This is a genomic window from Vibrio sp. MMG023 (genome assembly GCF_021654215.1).
Taxonomy (GTDB): domain Bacteria; phylum Pseudomonadota; class Gammaproteobacteria; order Enterobacterales; family Vibrionaceae; genus Vibrio; species Vibrio jasicida.
This window is the reverse complement of sequence record NZ_JAKFZP010000003.1, coordinates 628,513-644,524: the sequence shown is the minus strand read 5'-3', so window position 1 is coordinate 644,524 and position 16,012 is coordinate 628,513. Positions and strand designations below refer to the sequence as shown.

Below are 16,012 nucleotides of genomic sequence, written 5' to 3'. Positions count from 1 at the left end.
CCTCAATAAAGCATCCCACTCACCACCAGCGTCACCACAATTCCAGAGACAAAACTCGGAAAATGCCATGTTCGCTGTTTAGCGCGGTAATACTCTTTTTGTAGGTCCTCTTGGTAGCTCTTTACGGCTAATTCTTTAATGTAGTTATTCTGCATAACCTGTCCTCCTGACGTGAATTACAGGTGGAGGATAAAAGCTCAAGTTAACTTCAGGTCAACGGAAAAATATCAATTTCGGATAATATTATTTGTGGAGGCTGAATCTCTCACTCCTAGCTCTTAAGTTCAATCAGTTTCACTTGTTTGAATCACAGTTTTGTTGTGTCACTTGATCGTCGTCAATGGAACATCAATCTCTCACACCTTTCGATGTTCAAATGACATCAAGTTGCTAGCATGAGCCCATTCAAGATAACTCTGGGCTTGTTATGACTCCTACTGTCGACCACGTACTTCTCAATATCGCACTCAATCTGAGCTCAAATCGCTCTCATGAGCAGCAATACCAAAACCTGATTGACGGGGTGGCACAAGTGTTCCCTTGCGATGCGAGCTGTCTGTTTATCTTTGATGAAGATGGCTTCCTAACGCCAGTCGCAGTAAAAGGTTTGTCGAGCTCAGTACTCGGTCGCCGTTACTTTCCTAAAGCTCATCCACGTTTGGATGCCATCATTCATAGCCGCGAGCCTGTTCGCTTCGACGCTGATTGCGCCCTACCCGATCCATTTGATGGAACACTGTTAACCGAAGACCAATGTATTGACGTCCATGACTGCATGGGCTTTAGCTTGTACGTTGAGGGGCAGCTTGTCGGCGCATTAACCATGGACGCACTTGCGGTTGGTGCGTTTGATAATATCGACCCAGTAGCAATCGAAACGTTCGCAGCACTAACAGCGGCAACACTGCGTAACATTGCACAATTAAAAGCCCTTAAAGCGCAGAACCAAAAGCAAAAGAGCGTCACGCAAACCCTGATCCAACAGGCGCGCTCACAACACGGTGACATGGTTGGCTTAAGCCCGCAAATCAATCAATTACGAAACAATATTGCGACCGTTGCTCAGTCAGATTATGCAGTATTGGTAACGGGAGAAACAGGAACCGGTAAAGAGCTTGTTGCCCACTCCGTCCATGCTCAATCTCATCGTAATGATAAACCAATGATTTACGTAAACTGCGCCGCCCTACCCGAAGGTCTGGCGGAGAGCGAACTGTTTGGCCACGTCAAGGGCGCTTTTACCGGAGCCAATAGTCATCGTGCAGGTAAGTTCGAACTGGCTGATGGCGGTACAATCTTCTTAGATGAAGTCGGTGAATTGCCATTGATTTTACAAGCAAAACTGCTGCGAGTTATCCAACAAGGTGAGTTGCAACGTGTGGGTAGCGATCAGCATTTGATGGTTAACGTGCGCATTATCGCAGCCACCAACCGACAGTTAGAAAAAGAAGTGAAAGATGGCACATTCCGTGCGGATTTGTTCCATCGTTTAAACGTATTCCCAATCAAAGTGCCACCACTGCGTGCACGTGATGGCGACATTCCAGTTCTTGCGGGATATTTGTTAGAAAAAGTACGTCAGCAATTTAACGCACCAAACCTTCACGTTCACCCTAAGGTACTGGCTCAACTAGAATCTCTGCCTTGGTATGGTAACGTTCGAGAACTTGAACATACCTTAACGCGAGCAGCGTTACATGCCATTCAACAAGGTGCGAGCACCATCATGCTCAATCACTTTGATACTTCGTTGGCATTGGATGATGTAAAAAACACATCGCATTACTTGCCGAAAGAGAGTCAGCCAATGCGCGAGCTTGTAGAGAGTTATCAACGAGACTTGATTGAACACGCTTTGAGCCAAACTGGCGGTGTTTGGGCAAAAGCAGCAGAGTTTTTACAAATGGATCGAGGCAACTTGTATCGCATGGGTAAAAAGCTCGGCATTAGCAAATAGAGGCCCCTACTTCGCTCATTTCTCTAGGAGGAAAATCTTACCTCTTTAACAGAGGGATTCCGGATGGCTTACTTAAATTCGTCCGGAATAACGCTTAACATCAACGCACATTGGCTAACTGTTCCATCTGGTTACTCGATTTTCATTCCCTCTTCCTCATTCAAAATAATTAAACCGCTCAAATCTCTGCTTTCTTCTGACTCTTTAAACTCACCAAGTTTTCAGCAGCCCTATTGCGTCACTTCCGAAATCTACAGAGGAACTCAATCGGGAACCCCTTGCCTACACAAAACCGCCTTAACTTTTCTTCTATTTAACAAGCACTTCCACTATCGCCCGTTAAAGCGTTTCTCACGCGTTGCTTTTCTCATCACATCTGTATTTTCGTTGTCATTTGCACATCATTCACGTTGTCACAATCACATCAACAACGCACTTTAAAAGCAATAAAACCATTAAAAATCAATAAGATAATAATTGGCACGCATTCTGCTCTAAAAGGAAAAACAAAACGACTATTACTACAATCACTGGAGAACCCAATATGTTCTGTATTCAATGTGAACAGACAATCCAAACCCCAGCTGTAAAAGGCTGTTCTTTCGCACAAGGTATGTGTGGCAAAACTTCAGAGGTATCCGATCTACAAGACGTGTTGGTTTACACTCTGCAAGGGGTTTCTTTTTGGGCAGCACGCGCGCTTGAATTCAACATCATCAATGATGAAATCAACCAATGGGCTCCAAGAGCATTCTTCTCTACGTTGACTAACGTAAACTTCGATCCTGAACGTATCCTTGAGCTAACTTCTCAAGCAGCGACATACAAAGCACTGCTAAAAGACCAAGTTATGTCTGCCGCAACACTTGCTGACGAAGTCGTATTGAACGTACCTAACGTTGCGAACTTCGAGCTGCCAAACAGTGCAGAAGAAATCCTAGCATTTGCTCCTCAAGTAGCGGTAAACCGTGGTAAAGACCAAGTACACGAAGACGTTATCGGCCTGCGCCTACTTTGCCTGTACGGCTTAAAAGGTGCTGCTGCGTACATGGAACACGCACGCGTACTTGAGCAAACCAACAATGATATCTTCGCGGAATACCACGAAATCATGGCTTGGCTTGGTACTGACCCTGAAGATCTAGGTGAATTGCTAGACTGCTCAATGCGCATCGGTCTTATGAACTACAAAGTGATGGAAATGCTGGATCATGGTGAAACAGCAACGTTCGGTCACCCAGAGCCAACCACTGTCAACGTGAAGCCTGTGAAAGGCAAATGTATCCTTGTTTCTGGTCACGACCTTCACGACCTAGAAAAAATCTTGCAACAGACTGAAGGCAAAGGCATTAACGTTTACACCAATGGTGAAATGCTGCCTGCACACGGCTACCCAGAGCTGAAGAAGTACCCTCACCTAGTAGGTAACTACGGTAGTGCTTGGCAGAACCAACAAAAAGAGTTCGCTAACTTCCCTGGCGCGATTGTGATGACATCAAACTGCCTATTGAACCCGAATGTTGGCCAATACGCAGACCGTCTATTCACTCGTAGCATTGTTGGTTGGCCAGGTGTCGCTCACCTAGAAGGTGACGATTTTAGCCAAGTCATTGAATGTGCATTAGCGCAAGAAGGCTTCCAGCACGACGAAATCGAACACAACATCACGGTTGGTTTCGGTCGCAACGCACTAATGAACGCAGCACCAGCGGTTATCGACCAAGTGAAGCAAGGCAACATCAAACACTTCTTCCTAGTAGGTGGTTGTGATGGTGACAAAGCAGAACGTAGCTACTACACCGACTTCACTGCAGAAGCACCAGAAGATACGCTAATCCTAACGCTGGCTTGTGGTAAATACCGCTTCAACAAGAACACATTTGGCGACATCAATGGCATCCCTCGCCTATTGGATGTGGGCCAATGTAACGATGCGTACTCAGCAATCCAGCTTGCACTGGCACTTGCGAAAGAATTCGAACGCGATATCAACGAGCTACCTCTAACGCTTGTTCTGTCTTGGTTCGAGCAAAAAGCGATTGTGATCCTACTTACGCTATTCGCTCTTGGTGTGAAAGGCATTTACACGGGTCCAACAGCGCCTGCATTCCTGACGCCAAACTTGATTGCGATTATCCAAGAGAAATTCGATATGCGTAGCATTGGTAATGTTCAGGATGATCTTAAAACCATCCTAGCAGCGTAATCACCTTGCTTATCACGCGCCTCCTTAATTGGGGGCGCTTTTATCTATTGAGTACTCGACAACCAAAGAGATTGTTATGTTTTTTGAATGGCAAGGCAGTCAACCTGTCACGTTACGCTGTGTAGACAAATACCATGAAACTGCTGATGCAGTGAGCCTCAAGTTGGCAGACCTGTCAGAGTCGCTCTTGTTTGAATTTAAAGCCGGTCAGTTCATCAACCTTGGCGTTGAAATCGATGGCAAGATGGAGTTTCGTGCTTACTCTCTCAGCTCTCTTTCCGGTGACGATTGCCTGCAACTGACGATAAAGCGTGTCGAAGGCGGCAAGGTCTCCAACTACATCATCGATAAGCTTCTCATTGGCGATACGGTTCAAGCGCTTCCTCCTACGGGTGATTTCAACTGCATTGATCATCCACCAATCGAGGTCAACGGTAGAAAGAAAGCACTGCTCATTAGTGCGGGCTGTGGCATTACGCCTGTATTCGCGATGGCAAAAGAATGGCTAGGCAACGACGCTGGTGTTGATATTGAGTTCCTGCACATTGCCCGTTCTAAGCCGGAAACCATCTACTTTGATTTGCTAGAGACCTACCATTCGGTTTATCCAGATTTCAATTTGAAATTACTATTGAAAAACCGTGGTGAAACGCTTTATCCAGAAGGTCGTTTGAATACCGAGTGGTTAAAAGAACTGGTGCCCGACTTTAAACAGCGCACGATTTACCTATGCGGTCCAAATCAGTTTATGCTTGATGTCCAAAGCTACCTGAGTGAACTTGGCTTTGATATGGTGAACTTCTTCCAAGAAAGCTTTACTCCAGCAGCGAACGACGAAGCTGAAGTGTCAGATGAAAAGGCCAATGTGTCAGTGCCAGACTTTGCTCAAACGATTGATGCGCAAAAAGGCCAAGTCCTCGCAGACGTATTGGAAGGTGCTGGATTACCGCTGATCGTCGCTTGTCGAAGCGGCATTTGTGGTTCTTGTAAGTGTAAGGTTCGCAAAGGCAGCGTTTCTTCAACCAGCCTTGAGACATTGACCCCAGAAGAAATTGAGCAAGGCTATGTACTCGCCTGCTCTTCGACGATTGAATCCGATCTTGAAGTTCAGATTGGTTAAAGCCGTTAATACGAACATTAAAAAAGCGCCGTACTAGGCGCTTTTTGCTTATGGAAAAGTGTTATTAAACTCGGAAGTTTCTTTATCTAAACTCAGCTAAACAGTAAAACCTTCAGTGCAGCTTCGCTATCTACATCCATAAATTCTGGCGGGTTATCCAAACGCTCGCGGAATGTTAGCTCTGGCGCTTCTTCCTTCATGCTTTCAATCAAGAAATCGCTGGTCACCGATGGCGAGTTTACACACGCTAACACCTGACCACCTTCTGCCAATAAATCAGGCAAACGGCGTAGAATCTTTTTGTAGTCTTTGGTTAGTGCAAAGCTGCCTTTCTGGAATGATGGTGGATCAATGATGATCACATCGTATTGGCCCGCTTTCTTAATCTTGCCCCACGACTTAAAGATGTCGTGCCCCATAAAGCTCACTTGGTTGATGTTATGACCATTCAGCTTATGGTTCTCACGACCTTTAGACAGCGATGCTCTCGCCATATCCACGTTAACCACTTTATCTGCGCCACCAGCAATTGCAGCAACAGAAAAGCCACAAGTGTAAGCAAACAGATTAAGTACGTTTTTGTGCTTCGCATTTTCACGTACCCAGTCACGGCCGTAACGCATATCAAGGAACAGACCGAAGTTCTGGTTACGTCCGATGTCTAGCTGGTACTTCAAGCCACTTTCTTCAACCACAGGTCGAGCATCTAGCTCACCCAACAAAGTTTCAGAAGGTGCGCCGTCAGCGTAGCGATGTTGAATTACGATCGTACGCCCTTGTTTCTCTGCCCACAGAGCAGATTCTGAAAGCATGTTCAACCCTACTTTCAATTCAGTAAGAAACGTCTCATCCACTTCTTTAAATAGGTTGATGATCAACTGACCTTGTAACCAATCACACGTGATTTGCTCTAAACCTTCAAAACGGCGACCACGACCGTGAAACAGTCGGCGAATTTCATTGGGAGCTTGTGTTAGCTCCGCTTCTAGATGCTGGAAAAACAGCGGAAGTTGTGATGCTTGCATCGAATTCTCTTATTCGTTTTCTTTGTGATGGTTATTTGATCGTAGGCCAGTTTAGTTCCCACGGAGAAAGCCAAGAGTCTACACCTTGAGAGACGACTTCATTATGCCATTTACTGCCAAGTACTTTATGCTCGCGCGGGTCGCAAACAAAGCGATGAGTTTCATCTTGATACGGAAAGCACAACGAAAATGCATGCAAATAACCACGGTCTGCTTCATCGCCTGCATTATAAATAGGATCGCCAACAATTCCTGAGCCAACTGATTTCAATGCCACGCGAATTTGGTGTGTTTTGCCAGTGTGCGGCTTACATAAAAACAGGCGCTCTCCCGGCTCTGCAGCGAGGGAAAAGAATTGGGTAATCGCGGGATTCGTTTTGCTGTTGACCAGTTTCCATGAGGAACGACGAGAGCGTTCCATATCACCCACTACTAGCCCTTGTTTCTTCTTAGGCTTTTTCGAGCCAATCGCAAGGTAGAACTTTTCGACTTCGCGATTGGCAAATGCTTGAGATAAGGCGCTTGCTGCTTTCGCGTTGCGGCCGAGAAGTAGAATACCAGAAGTCATTTTATCGAGACGGTGGATAAGATACAGCTGCTCATCACCACTCTGCTTTGCTACTTCTTGAAGCAACATAGTGTCACCATCGTCTTTATGAACAGAGACGTTGGGATGTTTATTGATGATCAGAAAATCTGGATGGGTATGTAGAATGTCGAACATAAAAAACTGGCTCCACGTTTGGAGCCAGAAGTATACCGATTCTAAGCAATTAGGCGAGCTTAAACTTACCCACTAGAGCTTCCAACTCTTGAACTTTACGATTCAGGCCCTCAACACTTTGAGAGCTGTCATTCGCTAGTTGTAATGAACGAGCTGAAATATCACTGATCGACGTAATATCCGCGGCAATTTCTTTCGTTACAGCGGTTTGCTCTTCTGCAGCAGTCGCAATTGAGTTCACCATACTTTGAACATGCGCCGCACCAGAAACGATTTCCTCCAGTGAGTTCACTGCACCTGAGCTTTGACTCACGCCAATTTCAACCAAACGACAACCGTCCTCAGTATAAGTCACCGCCTCTTGAGTACCGACTTGAATTGCTTGGATGATCTCACCAACCTCTTGTGTTGCCTTTGTTGTTCGTTCAGCAAGAGCACGAACTTCATCTGCAACCACAGCAAAGCCACGACCAAACTCACCTGCACGTGCCGCTTCAATCGCCGCGTTCAATGCCAGAAGGTTCGTCTGCTCTGCGATATCTTCAATGACTTTGATAACCGCACCGATTTTCTCGCCATGAGAACCTAGGCTGTTCATTTGCACCGACATATCCGACATTTGCTGTGATACTTGCTGAATGCTTTCAACCATCTCAACAATAACAGTACGCCCTTGCTCTGCAGTTGATTCCGACTTGCGTGCTTCTTCAAACGTCGCTGCACCTTGCTCGGCAACTTGAGAAATGGTCAAGCTCAACTCTTCTGACGCTGTCGCGATCAAGTGCGCTTTGTCCGCTTGGCTGCTTGCACCGGAGACAATATCTTGACTGACGGTAGCCAATTCTCCAGTCACGGACTTCACTTCTTCGGATACTAACGATATAGAACCAATAAGACTGGTCAAAGATGCTTGCATCTTATTCAAAGATGTCGCGAGGTTTGCTAGCTCGTCACCTGATTTATCGTCGATAGGCGCTACCGTTAGGTCACCCTCTGCAACGCGCTGCGCCAGTTCATCCAATTTACTCAAGCGACTAGTAATCGAATTAGACAACAAGTATGCGATAACAGCAGTGGCAACAAGTGCTATCGAACCAAGCACATAAATCGTCAATTCGATACTGTTAAATGAATCCGAAAGATCAAGCAAAGCTTCACTAGTACTTTGACGACCGTCGATTGATGCAGCATCTAGGATAGACTCAAGCGGTGCTAGATTCGTTTCATAAAGTGAGCGAAGACGCGCGACATTCTCTTCAACATTTTCTAAGCCGAGATTGGACAGAACTTGGGATTCAAAGTCTCGTGTAAAATCGCTCATGTAACGCTCAGCTTTCTCAACGTTACGGTAATCTTCACCACCTACCGTCTCCAAACGTTTAACTGCAGCAATCGCTGCTGCAAACTCCTTTTTATTAACTTGATATTCAGCCTGAGCGCCAGAGACACCAACAATGCTTCCTAATGCATCGCGATAAACATCACCGGCCTCATCGATCAGAATTAGATACTGAACTGTTTCAGGAACATCGTCCGTTCTCACCTCGTCAGCCACTTTGTGCGAGTTCAATACTTCTAATGTAATAATCCCTATCATCACTAGCATGATCGCCAAAATGGCACCAAAACTCGCGTACAGTTTTTTACGAACAGACATTGTCACTAATAACCTTCCTTACCGTTGTCATGGATTTTCTTACTGGTTAATCCACATATTTACACATGCTTTGTAAGGGTTATCGGAACGTACCTCTGCAACTTGAGTACATTTTTTTGTGATCTACATCTCTATGCGAGCGATCTCACAATTACTACCCGTTATTAATATGAGTTTTCTCAATCCTATAAATTATGAATATAAAAAACGGGAACCGATTAAGGTTCCCGTTTTCAATCAAAGTCTATTTGGTTATAACTTCTTAGAGAAGATACCCGCCAGTGCGATGATGCCGATACCCACCAGCATGATTTCGCCCTTACCGCTGTCGAAACCAGACTTGATACCCATGAAGGCTACGATTGCGATTGCCACTGGGATTACGTACTTAACTAGGTTGTACCATAGACCAAATAGTGGGAAAGAAACTTTGCCGTCGTTAGTGATCTCTTTCTCTAGTTCAGCGCGGTTTAGACGCCAGCCAGCAAAGATACATACCAACATACCGCCAACCGCTAGGAAGATCTTATCCGTTAGTAGGTCAAAGATATCAAATGCGCCCGTACCGAATAGTGTCGGACCAACACCACCAAGTGATAGCGATGCGAACACACACAGTGTTGCCATTACGACACTCGCAGACAGTACTGCTGTAGAACGCTTCAGGCCTTTCTCATCAATTAGGTAAGAAACCACTACTTCTAGCAGAGATACTGAAGACGTCAGCGCTGCTACTGTTAGACCAATGAAGAACATCAGAGCAAATAGAAGGCCAATTACGCCGCCCATTTCAGCAAACAGTTGAGGAACAACGACGAATACTAGACCTGGGCCTGCTGCTGGCTCCATACCGAATGCGAACATTGCTGGGAACATTGCTACACCCGCTAGGATTGCAACACCAGTATCCATCGCCGTAACCATGCCGGTAGTTTGAACTAAGTTTTCCTTCTTCTTCAGGTAAGAGCCGTACGTCATCATACAACCCATACCTAGACTTAGAGAGAAGAATGCTTGGCCTAGCGCCGCCAGAACGACATTGCTGTCTACTTTCGAGAAGTCTGGCATGAATAGGAACTCAAGACCCGCCATTGCACCAGGAAGCATCAGACCTTTCACTGATACAACGATCAGGATAAGGAATAAAAGAGGCATGAGGATTTTACCAGCCTTTTCGATACCGCCAGAAATACCTTTCATAACGATAACGATGTTAAGGAACAGGTAAACACCCATCCACATTAACGGTTGGACTGGATCAGAAATGAAGCCGCCAAAACTGTCACCAATTGCTTCAGGAGCACTTAGTAGACCACCACCTACTTTAAAGATGTAAGCAAGCGCCCAGCCACCTACTACAGGGTAGAAACCCATGATTAGTAGACCACTTAGCACGCCGATAACACCGGTAAACGTCCAACGGCGGTCAGTAGATTTGAACGCACCTACTGCTGAAAGACCTGTCTTACGACCAATAGCGAATTCTGTCAGCATGACGCTAAAGCCGATAAAAATAACGAATAAAAGGTAAATTGCTACGAACGCGCCGCCGCCGCTCTCACCTGCTGTGTAAGGGAACTTCCATATATTGCCTAAACCGACAGCGGAACCCGCTGCTGCCATGACGAAGCCTAGTTTAGACCCCCACGTATCACGTGGTGCTGCTGTATTTGTAGCCACGCTTTTTCTCCAAAATGTTTTGTTGTGTTTGCATAGAGATAGGCGTCTAGAATATGTTCGTGTAAAAAATAATGTACACTTTATAAGATGTTTGTATGACGCTCTATGTATGGCAAGTAAAGCAGTTTCAATTTAAAATTGGAACCCCGATCAGCACATTTATCGCACAAATGTATCATTGTTCACGCTAAATGCTGCTTTTTTACGCAAAAGTTAAGGTTTCCTCCAACTTTTCACACCTTAGTAACAGAACGTCTCGTTATAAAATTCATTTCACGATACAAAATCATCCTCCTCTAGTGGTATGAAAATAGTTTCCCGTTCCGCCATTTACGCTTAATATCCATATTGGGTTTATTACTTTTGGCGACTATGGACAAGTTCTATCATTTTCTCACTCTAACTGGCATCGGCCTTTACTGGTTTTTGGTTGCTGGTGTTACGATCCGTGTCGTATTAAAACGTCGCGCTGTTAGTGTTTCTCTTGCATGGCTGATGATCATTTATATTCTGCCAGTGCTTGGCGTCGCTTGTTATTTTCTATTCGGTGAGCTCAACCTCGGCCGCAAACGTGCAGAACGCGCAAAAGAGATGTTTTCACCATTCCAGCGATGGTTCACTCAGTTAAATGACTGCAATGCGCATGTCCCTGAAGCAATGGGACGCCATATCTATCGTATTGATGAGCTGTGCAACAATCGTCTTGGTTTACCTGCATTAAGTGGGAACACGCTTTCTCTACAACAATCGCCTAACGAAATTCTCCACTCGATTATCGAAGACATCGAGAATGCTGAACACAGTATTCGCATGGTTTTCTATATTTGGCATCCCGGTGGTTTAGCTGACGCTGTTGCTTCGGCTTTGATTCGCGCTTCTAAACGTGGCGTAGACGTAAAACTGCTACTCGATTCAGCGGGCAGTCCACGCTTCTTTCGCAGTCATTGGTATAAAATGATGAAAGACGCAGGCATCGATGTTGTGCAAGCGTTAGAAGTAAAAATGTGGCGTATCTTCCTTCGTCGTTTGGATTTACGCCAACACCGTAAGATCATCGTGATTGATGATGAGATCGCTTACACCGGTTCGATGAACTTGGTTGACCCCGCCTTTTTCAAGCAGAACAGTGGGGTTGGGCAGTGGATCGATATTATGGTGCGAGTCACCGGACCGACGGTAAATGTTTTAAGCGCTATTCATTGTTGGGATTGGGAAGTAGAAACTGGTGAGCGTTATTTTCCTAAGCATCCAGAATGTAGAATCGACAATAAAGAAGACGAGTTTCAGCATCCAATCCAAGTGGTGCCGTCTGGCCCTGGTATGCCAGAATACTTGATCTACCAAGTACTCACATTAGCCATCAACCAAGCGAATCGTTCCGTCAGAATCACCACGCCTTACTTCGTGCCAAGTGCCGATCTATTGGAGACTCTGAAAATGACCGCGCAGCGCGGCATCGAAGTAGAACTTATCATCCCACACAAGAATGACTCTATGATGGTTCAATGGGCTTCGCGGGCATTCTATGACGAGTTGCTCGTCGCTGGGGTGAAGATTTACGAATTCTATGGCGGGTTACTGCATACAAAATCAGTCGTGATTGACGAGCAATTCTGTTTGGTGGGTACCGTAAACATGGACATGCGCAGTTTGTGGCTTAACTTCGAAGTAACACTGGCTGTCGATGATGAAGAGTTCACAAAACAGATGTCGTGGCTGCAAGACAGCTATATCAAACAGTCCCATACCGTTGATCGAGATAAGTGGGAAAAACGCAGTATTTTCTCTCGCTTCTTAGAGCGTGTTTTCTATCTGTTTAATCCATTGCTGTAGCAAGTACCTAAAATAACAAAACTTCCTCGAAAACCGACAGCCATAAACTGTCGGTTTTCTTTTTCTTATTCAATCAATGCTTCTGTTTTTCGACCTATCCTCGGAGGAGTCGTTTGAAGTTAAGTTTTCCCTTGCAAACCACCCATCGTCCATGTTTTAAATATTGAAAATCGTAAATTAGACAGGGAAATTTTATGTCAGAGGGCAAAAAGACCAAATTCGTTACTGCAGGCCGTGATAAGAAGTGGACGAATGGCGTGGTCAACCCACCAGTACAACGAGCTTCAACTATCGTGTTTGATACAGTTGCTGAAAAGAACCAAGCAATGATTAACCGAACCAACAAAACACTGTTTTACGGACGTCGTGGTACGAATACTCACTTTGCTTTCCAAGATGCGATGGTGGAAATCGAAGGTGGTGCTGGCTGTGCACTTTACCCTTGTGGCACGGCCGCAATCTCGAATGCGATTCTGTCTTTTATCGAAACCGGCGACCACATTTTGATGGTGGATACTTGTTACGAACCAACCCGCGATTTCTGCGATACCATTATGAAAAAAATGGGGGTCGAAACGACTTATTTTGATCCTATGATAGGCGAAGGTATCCGCGACCTAATTCAGCCAAACACCAAGGTACTTTTCCTTGAGTCTCCGGGTTCTATCACTATGGAAGTCATGGACGTTCCGACTTTAGCAAGCATTGCACACGAAAAAAACATCATCGTAATGCTTGATAACACTTGGGGTGCCGGTGTGAATTTCTCACCATTCGAGCACGGTGTTGATATCTCTATCCAAGCAGCAACCAAGTACATTGTTGGTCACTCAGATGTAATGCTGGGTACGGCGGTTGCGTCTGAGAAATACTGGGACCAGCTGCGCGAACAAAGCTACCTTATGGGACAATGCGTTTCTCCTGATGACGCATATCTTGGTCTGCGCGGTATTCGTACTTTGGATGTTCGCTTACGCCAGCATGCAGAGAACAGCCTGAAAGTCGCACAGTGGTTGGCAAGCCGCCCTGAAGTCGATCACGTTCGTCACCCTGCCCTAGAAACCTGCCCAGGTCATGAGTTCTTTAAACGCGACTTTACTGGTGGGAATGGCTTGTTCTCATTCATATTGAAAAGCTCGTACCCGAAAGCAACCACAGCATTGTTGGATGGCATGAAACACTTCAGCATGGGTTACTCATGGGGTGGTTTTGAGAGTTTGATTTTAGCTAACGAGCCAAAGAGCTTTAACAGTTTGCGCACAGTGGCGAATCCAAACTTCGAAGGCACACTTGTCCGTCTGCACATCGGTCTTGAAGATGTTGAAGATCTCATTGCCGACCTTGAAGCTGGCTTCGAGCGATACAACGCGCTCGTACTCGAAAAAGAAGCCTCTTTATAAGCATTCAGAACAATTATTAAATAGCCTCGTACTGCGAGGCTATTTTTTTGCCGCTCATTACAGAGTTAATAACCCATTGTCTTAATTAGAATTAACTAACATTCTAATATTCATAAATTCAATGTTAATCATATCTGTTGATTTTCTTTTGAGTAATCACAGATTAAAACAATGTGCCACAAACGAACTTCTCAACCGCAAAACTTATCTCCTATTTTATAAAACTCACAAGAGGTCATACCACAAGGAGATAGTTTTGAAACTCAGATTCATAACAACAATGCTTTTCGTTTTAAGCACCCTACCCTTTGCATCTGCCAACGCCAGTGGGTACACGGAGACTAAATATCCCATTGTTCTTGTTCATGGGTTGTTTGGCTTTGATACCTTAGCCGGTGTCGATTACTTCTATGGCATACCACACTCTCTGACCAAAGATGGCGCAACGGTTTATGTTGCCCAAGTGTCTGCGACCAACAGCAGTGAAGCTCGCGGTGAGCAGCTATTAGCACAGGTTGAAACGCTGCTTGCTGCAACAGGAGCACAGAAGGTCAACTTGATTGGACACAGTCACGGTGGTCCAACAACACGTTATGTCGCCTCCATACGCCCAGACTTAGTAGCATCCGTTACCAGTATCGGAGGAGTAAATAAGGGCTCTAAAGTTGCAGATATTGTGCGCGGTACGGTGCCTGAAGGCTCTATCAGTGAAGGCGTGGCTGTGAAGTTGGCAGAAGGGCTAGTGACATTGATTAACCTACTTTCTGGTGGCACAGACCTCGACCAAGATCCATTGGCCTCTTTAGAAGCTCTAACCACCGAAGGTTCTTTGGCTTTCAACCAGTATTACCCAGAAGGTATCCCTACCAGTGAATGCGGAGATGGTGATTTGTTGGCATCCAATGGCGTGTATTACTACTCATGGACGGGCTCTTCGAACTTTACCAATCTATTTGACCCTACTGACGGCGCAATGGTCGTCTTAGGCTTAGCATTTGATGGTCCGAACGATGGCCTTGTCGGGGCATGCAGTACTCACCTAGGTAAGGTGATTCGAGACAACTACAAGATGAATCATCTGGATGAAATCAACGGATTGCTTGGTATTCATCACTTGTTCGAAACTGACCCAGTCACACTGTATCGTCAGCATGCAAATCGCTTGAAACTGCAAGGTCTATAAAAAGGAACTTATCATGAAGAAAGCCGCTCTTGTCATTGTGTCCGTTGTATCACTCATTAGTGTAGGAGCGGTTTATTTGTATCAACCTCAGTCAGCGCAGCCAATAAAGGCGCATTCACAACAAGACACTACAGTTGATCTTTCCTCCCAGAAAGACTTCTTTGAGTACTCATTGAGCAGTCTTGGGGAGCAAAGCCTTGCAGAAATCAAAGCCAACGTAGAAGCCGGAGAATCACAATCAAATTCACTGGATATCAACGCAGAATTGTTCGAAACCTACCTCGCCTACAAAGAAGCGTTATCCAAGCTAGAACCGTTTGAAGGAAATTCATTGTCATTGATGGAGTTGAAACAACTGAACAACGCCATCTTGTCGATGCAGAGCGAATTTTTTACTGACGAACAAATCGCTCAACTTTTCGATGAAGAAAATCGCTTACGCCAGTTAGCAATAGATAAACTCGCCATTCGAGAAACCCAATTAGACGCGGATTCTCAACAACAAATGCTCGAAGAAAACCTCGCCTCTCAACCTGATTACATTCAACAAAGTGAACGCAACAACGCGCTAGTGATTGAACTAAATCAGACCTCAGAAATGACTGCACAGGAGAAGTATTTGGCTCGTATTGATTTGGTGGGCGAAGAAGGCGCCGAACGACTACAGGCTTTGGACGAGCAACGAGCCTCGTTTAATGCTTCACTCAGCGATTATTTAGAGAAACGAGCGGAGATCATCAACAATGATTTCCTCGGTGAAGAAGAAAAGAAAACAGAAATCGCCGGATTAAGAGAGCAAAGCTTCGAGCAACACCAATGGCGTCGTGTGGAAGCTTTAGAAAGAATTCATGATAGTGAACAGTGAGCTATCAAAACACCCACCCAGTAATTCTAGATAGCCGAGTACTACATGGCTTTCCTAGGAAATCTTAAAACTAAAAAACCGGAACAGCTTGAATATCTGTTCCGGTTTTATTTTTACACGCAGCTTTAACCTCCTTGCTATAAAAGCAAAGAGGAACCGAATAATGACAATACATCGCTTTATCGTAAACTATATTCAAGCAAGCCATAAACATGAGGCGAAATGCAGTTGGTTAAGCAAGTTATTTTACTTGTCCCCTTCGGCAAGAATACAGCGACTGGATGATATCTTTGACACCACTCAGTTCAGTGAAAGCGCATTAGCCAGAATCTCGAATTCAGACAAAATATGTACAAAACGCC

12 protein-coding genes are annotated in these 16,012 nt (G+C 45.2%); 7 read left to right on the top strand and 5 right to left on the bottom strand.

The features are described 5' to 3' along the window. Positions 1 to 2 precede the first annotated feature (2 nt). On the bottom strand, positions 3 to 155 hold the full coding sequence (locus L1076_RS12595) for a hypothetical protein (RefSeq protein ID WP_237303710.1): 153 nt from the start codon (positions 153 to 155) through the stop codon (positions 3 to 5). Positions 156 to 427: 272 nt separating this feature from the next. Here L1076_RS12595 and norR point away from each other — a divergent pair, with 272 nt between their 5' ends. The 3 genes from norR to L1076_RS12580 all read left to right on the top strand — a co-directional run bounded on the left by norR (position 428) and on the right by L1076_RS12580 (position 5,283). Then, positions 428 to 1,957, top strand: a complete 1,530-nt coding sequence (norR, locus tag L1076_RS12590) for a nitric oxide reductase transcriptional regulator NorR (RefSeq protein WP_237303709.1) — start codon at positions 428 to 430, stop codon at positions 1,955 to 1,957. Between the two features lie 544 nt (positions 1,958 to 2,501). Beyond that, a complete protein-coding gene (gene hcp / locus L1076_RS12585; RefSeq protein ID WP_237303708.1) occupies positions 2,502 to 4,163 on the top strand; it encodes a hydroxylamine reductase in 1,662 nt (553 codons plus the stop codon). A 76-nt stretch (positions 4,164 to 4,239) separates the two neighbouring features. Next, positions 4,240 to 5,283 (top strand): hybrid-cluster NAD(P)-dependent oxidoreductase, encoded by a 1,044-nt coding sequence (locus L1076_RS12580; RefSeq protein ID WP_237303707.1) that lies wholly within the window; start codon positions 4,240 to 4,242, stop codon positions 5,281 to 5,283. A 92-nt stretch (positions 5,284 to 5,375) separates the two neighbouring features. On the opposite strand, the gene L1076_RS12575 is transcribed toward L1076_RS12580, so the two are convergent. The 4 genes from L1076_RS12575 to L1076_RS12560 form a co-directional block, all read right to left on the bottom strand. Then, entirely contained in the window at positions 5,376 to 6,308 is a 933-nt protein-coding gene (locus tag L1076_RS12575) for a class I SAM-dependent methyltransferase (protein WP_237303706.1), read from the bottom strand. A gap of 31 nt (positions 6,309 to 6,339) precedes the next feature. Further along, on the bottom strand, positions 6,340 to 7,032 hold the full coding sequence (locus L1076_RS12570) for a TIGR01621 family pseudouridine synthase (protein ID WP_045407711.1): 693 nt from the start codon (positions 7,030 to 7,032) through the stop codon (positions 6,340 to 6,342). A 49-nt stretch (positions 7,033 to 7,081) separates the two neighbouring features. Then, the gene (locus L1076_RS12565; protein WP_164492037.1) at positions 7,082 to 8,695 is read right to left on the bottom strand and encodes a methyl-accepting chemotaxis protein; all 1,614 of its coding nucleotides are present in this window, start codon (positions 8,693 to 8,695) and stop codon (positions 7,082 to 7,084) included. Between the two features lie 246 nt (positions 8,696 to 8,941). Continuing rightward, complete coding sequence (locus L1076_RS12560; RefSeq protein ID WP_038873593.1) at positions 8,942 to 10,369, bottom strand: sodium-dependent transporter; 1,428 nt, start codon at positions 10,367 to 10,369, stop codon at positions 8,942 to 8,944. Between the two features lie 372 nt (positions 10,370 to 10,741). Here L1076_RS12560 and cls point away from each other — a divergent pair, with 372 nt between their 5' ends. From cls to L1076_RS12540, 4 genes are all read left to right on the top strand, one after another. Further along, the gene (gene cls / locus L1076_RS12555) at positions 10,742 to 12,202 is read left to right on the top strand and encodes a cardiolipin synthase (RefSeq protein ID WP_038873594.1); all 1,461 of its coding nucleotides are present in this window, start codon (positions 10,742 to 10,744) and stop codon (positions 12,200 to 12,202) included. A gap of 194 nt (positions 12,203 to 12,396) precedes the next feature. Then, positions 12,397 to 13,602, top strand: coding sequence for a cystathionine beta-lyase (locus L1076_RS12550; RefSeq protein ID WP_038881407.1), 1,206 nt, complete (start codon positions 12,397 to 12,399; stop codon positions 13,600 to 13,602). A gap of 280 nt (positions 13,603 to 13,882) precedes the next feature. Next, the gene (locus L1076_RS12545; protein ID WP_009705784.1) at positions 13,883 to 14,785 is read left to right on the top strand and encodes a triacylglycerol lipase; all 903 of its coding nucleotides are present in this window, start codon (positions 13,883 to 13,885) and stop codon (positions 14,783 to 14,785) included. A gap of 13 nt (positions 14,786 to 14,798) precedes the next feature. Continuing rightward, on the top strand, positions 14,799 to 15,650 hold the full coding sequence (locus L1076_RS12540) for a lipase secretion chaperone (protein ID WP_045407715.1): 852 nt from the start codon (positions 14,799 to 14,801) through the stop codon (positions 15,648 to 15,650). Positions 15,651 to 16,012 lie beyond the last annotated feature (362 nt).

Excerpts from the sequence above, each read along its gene's own strand:
- norR (WP_237303709.1), top strand. The coding sequence starts at position 428 with ATGACTCCTACTGTCGACCACGTACTTCTCAATATCGCACTCAATCTG.
- L1076_RS12575 (WP_237303706.1), bottom strand. The coding sequence starts at position 6,308 with ATGCAAGCATCACAACTTCCGCTGTTTTTCCAGCATCTAGAAGCGGAG.
- L1076_RS12595 (WP_237303710.1), bottom strand. The coding sequence starts at position 155 with ATGCAGAATAACTACATTAAAGAATTAGCCGTAAAGAGCTACCAAGAG.
- L1076_RS12580 (WP_237303707.1), top strand. The coding sequence starts at position 4,240 with ATGTTTTTTGAATGGCAAGGCAGTCAACCTGTCACGTTACGCTGTGTA.
- L1076_RS12545 (WP_009705784.1), top strand. The coding sequence starts at position 13,883 with ATGCTTTTCGTTTTAAGCACCCTACCCTTTGCATCTGCCAACGCCAGT.
- L1076_RS12540 (WP_045407715.1), top strand. The coding sequence starts at position 14,799 with ATGAAGAAAGCCGCTCTTGTCATTGTGTCCGTTGTATCACTCATTAGT.
- L1076_RS12570 (WP_045407711.1), bottom strand. The coding sequence starts at position 7,032 with ATGTTCGACATTCTACATACCCATCCAGATTTTCTGATCATCAATAAA.
- L1076_RS12550 (WP_038881407.1), top strand. The coding sequence starts at position 12,397 with ATGTCAGAGGGCAAAAAGACCAAATTCGTTACTGCAGGCCGTGATAAG.
- cls (WP_038873594.1), top strand. The coding sequence starts at position 10,742 with ATGGACAAGTTCTATCATTTTCTCACTCTAACTGGCATCGGCCTTTAC.
- hcp (WP_237303708.1), top strand. The coding sequence starts at position 2,502 with ATGTTCTGTATTCAATGTGAACAGACAATCCAAACCCCAGCTGTAAAA.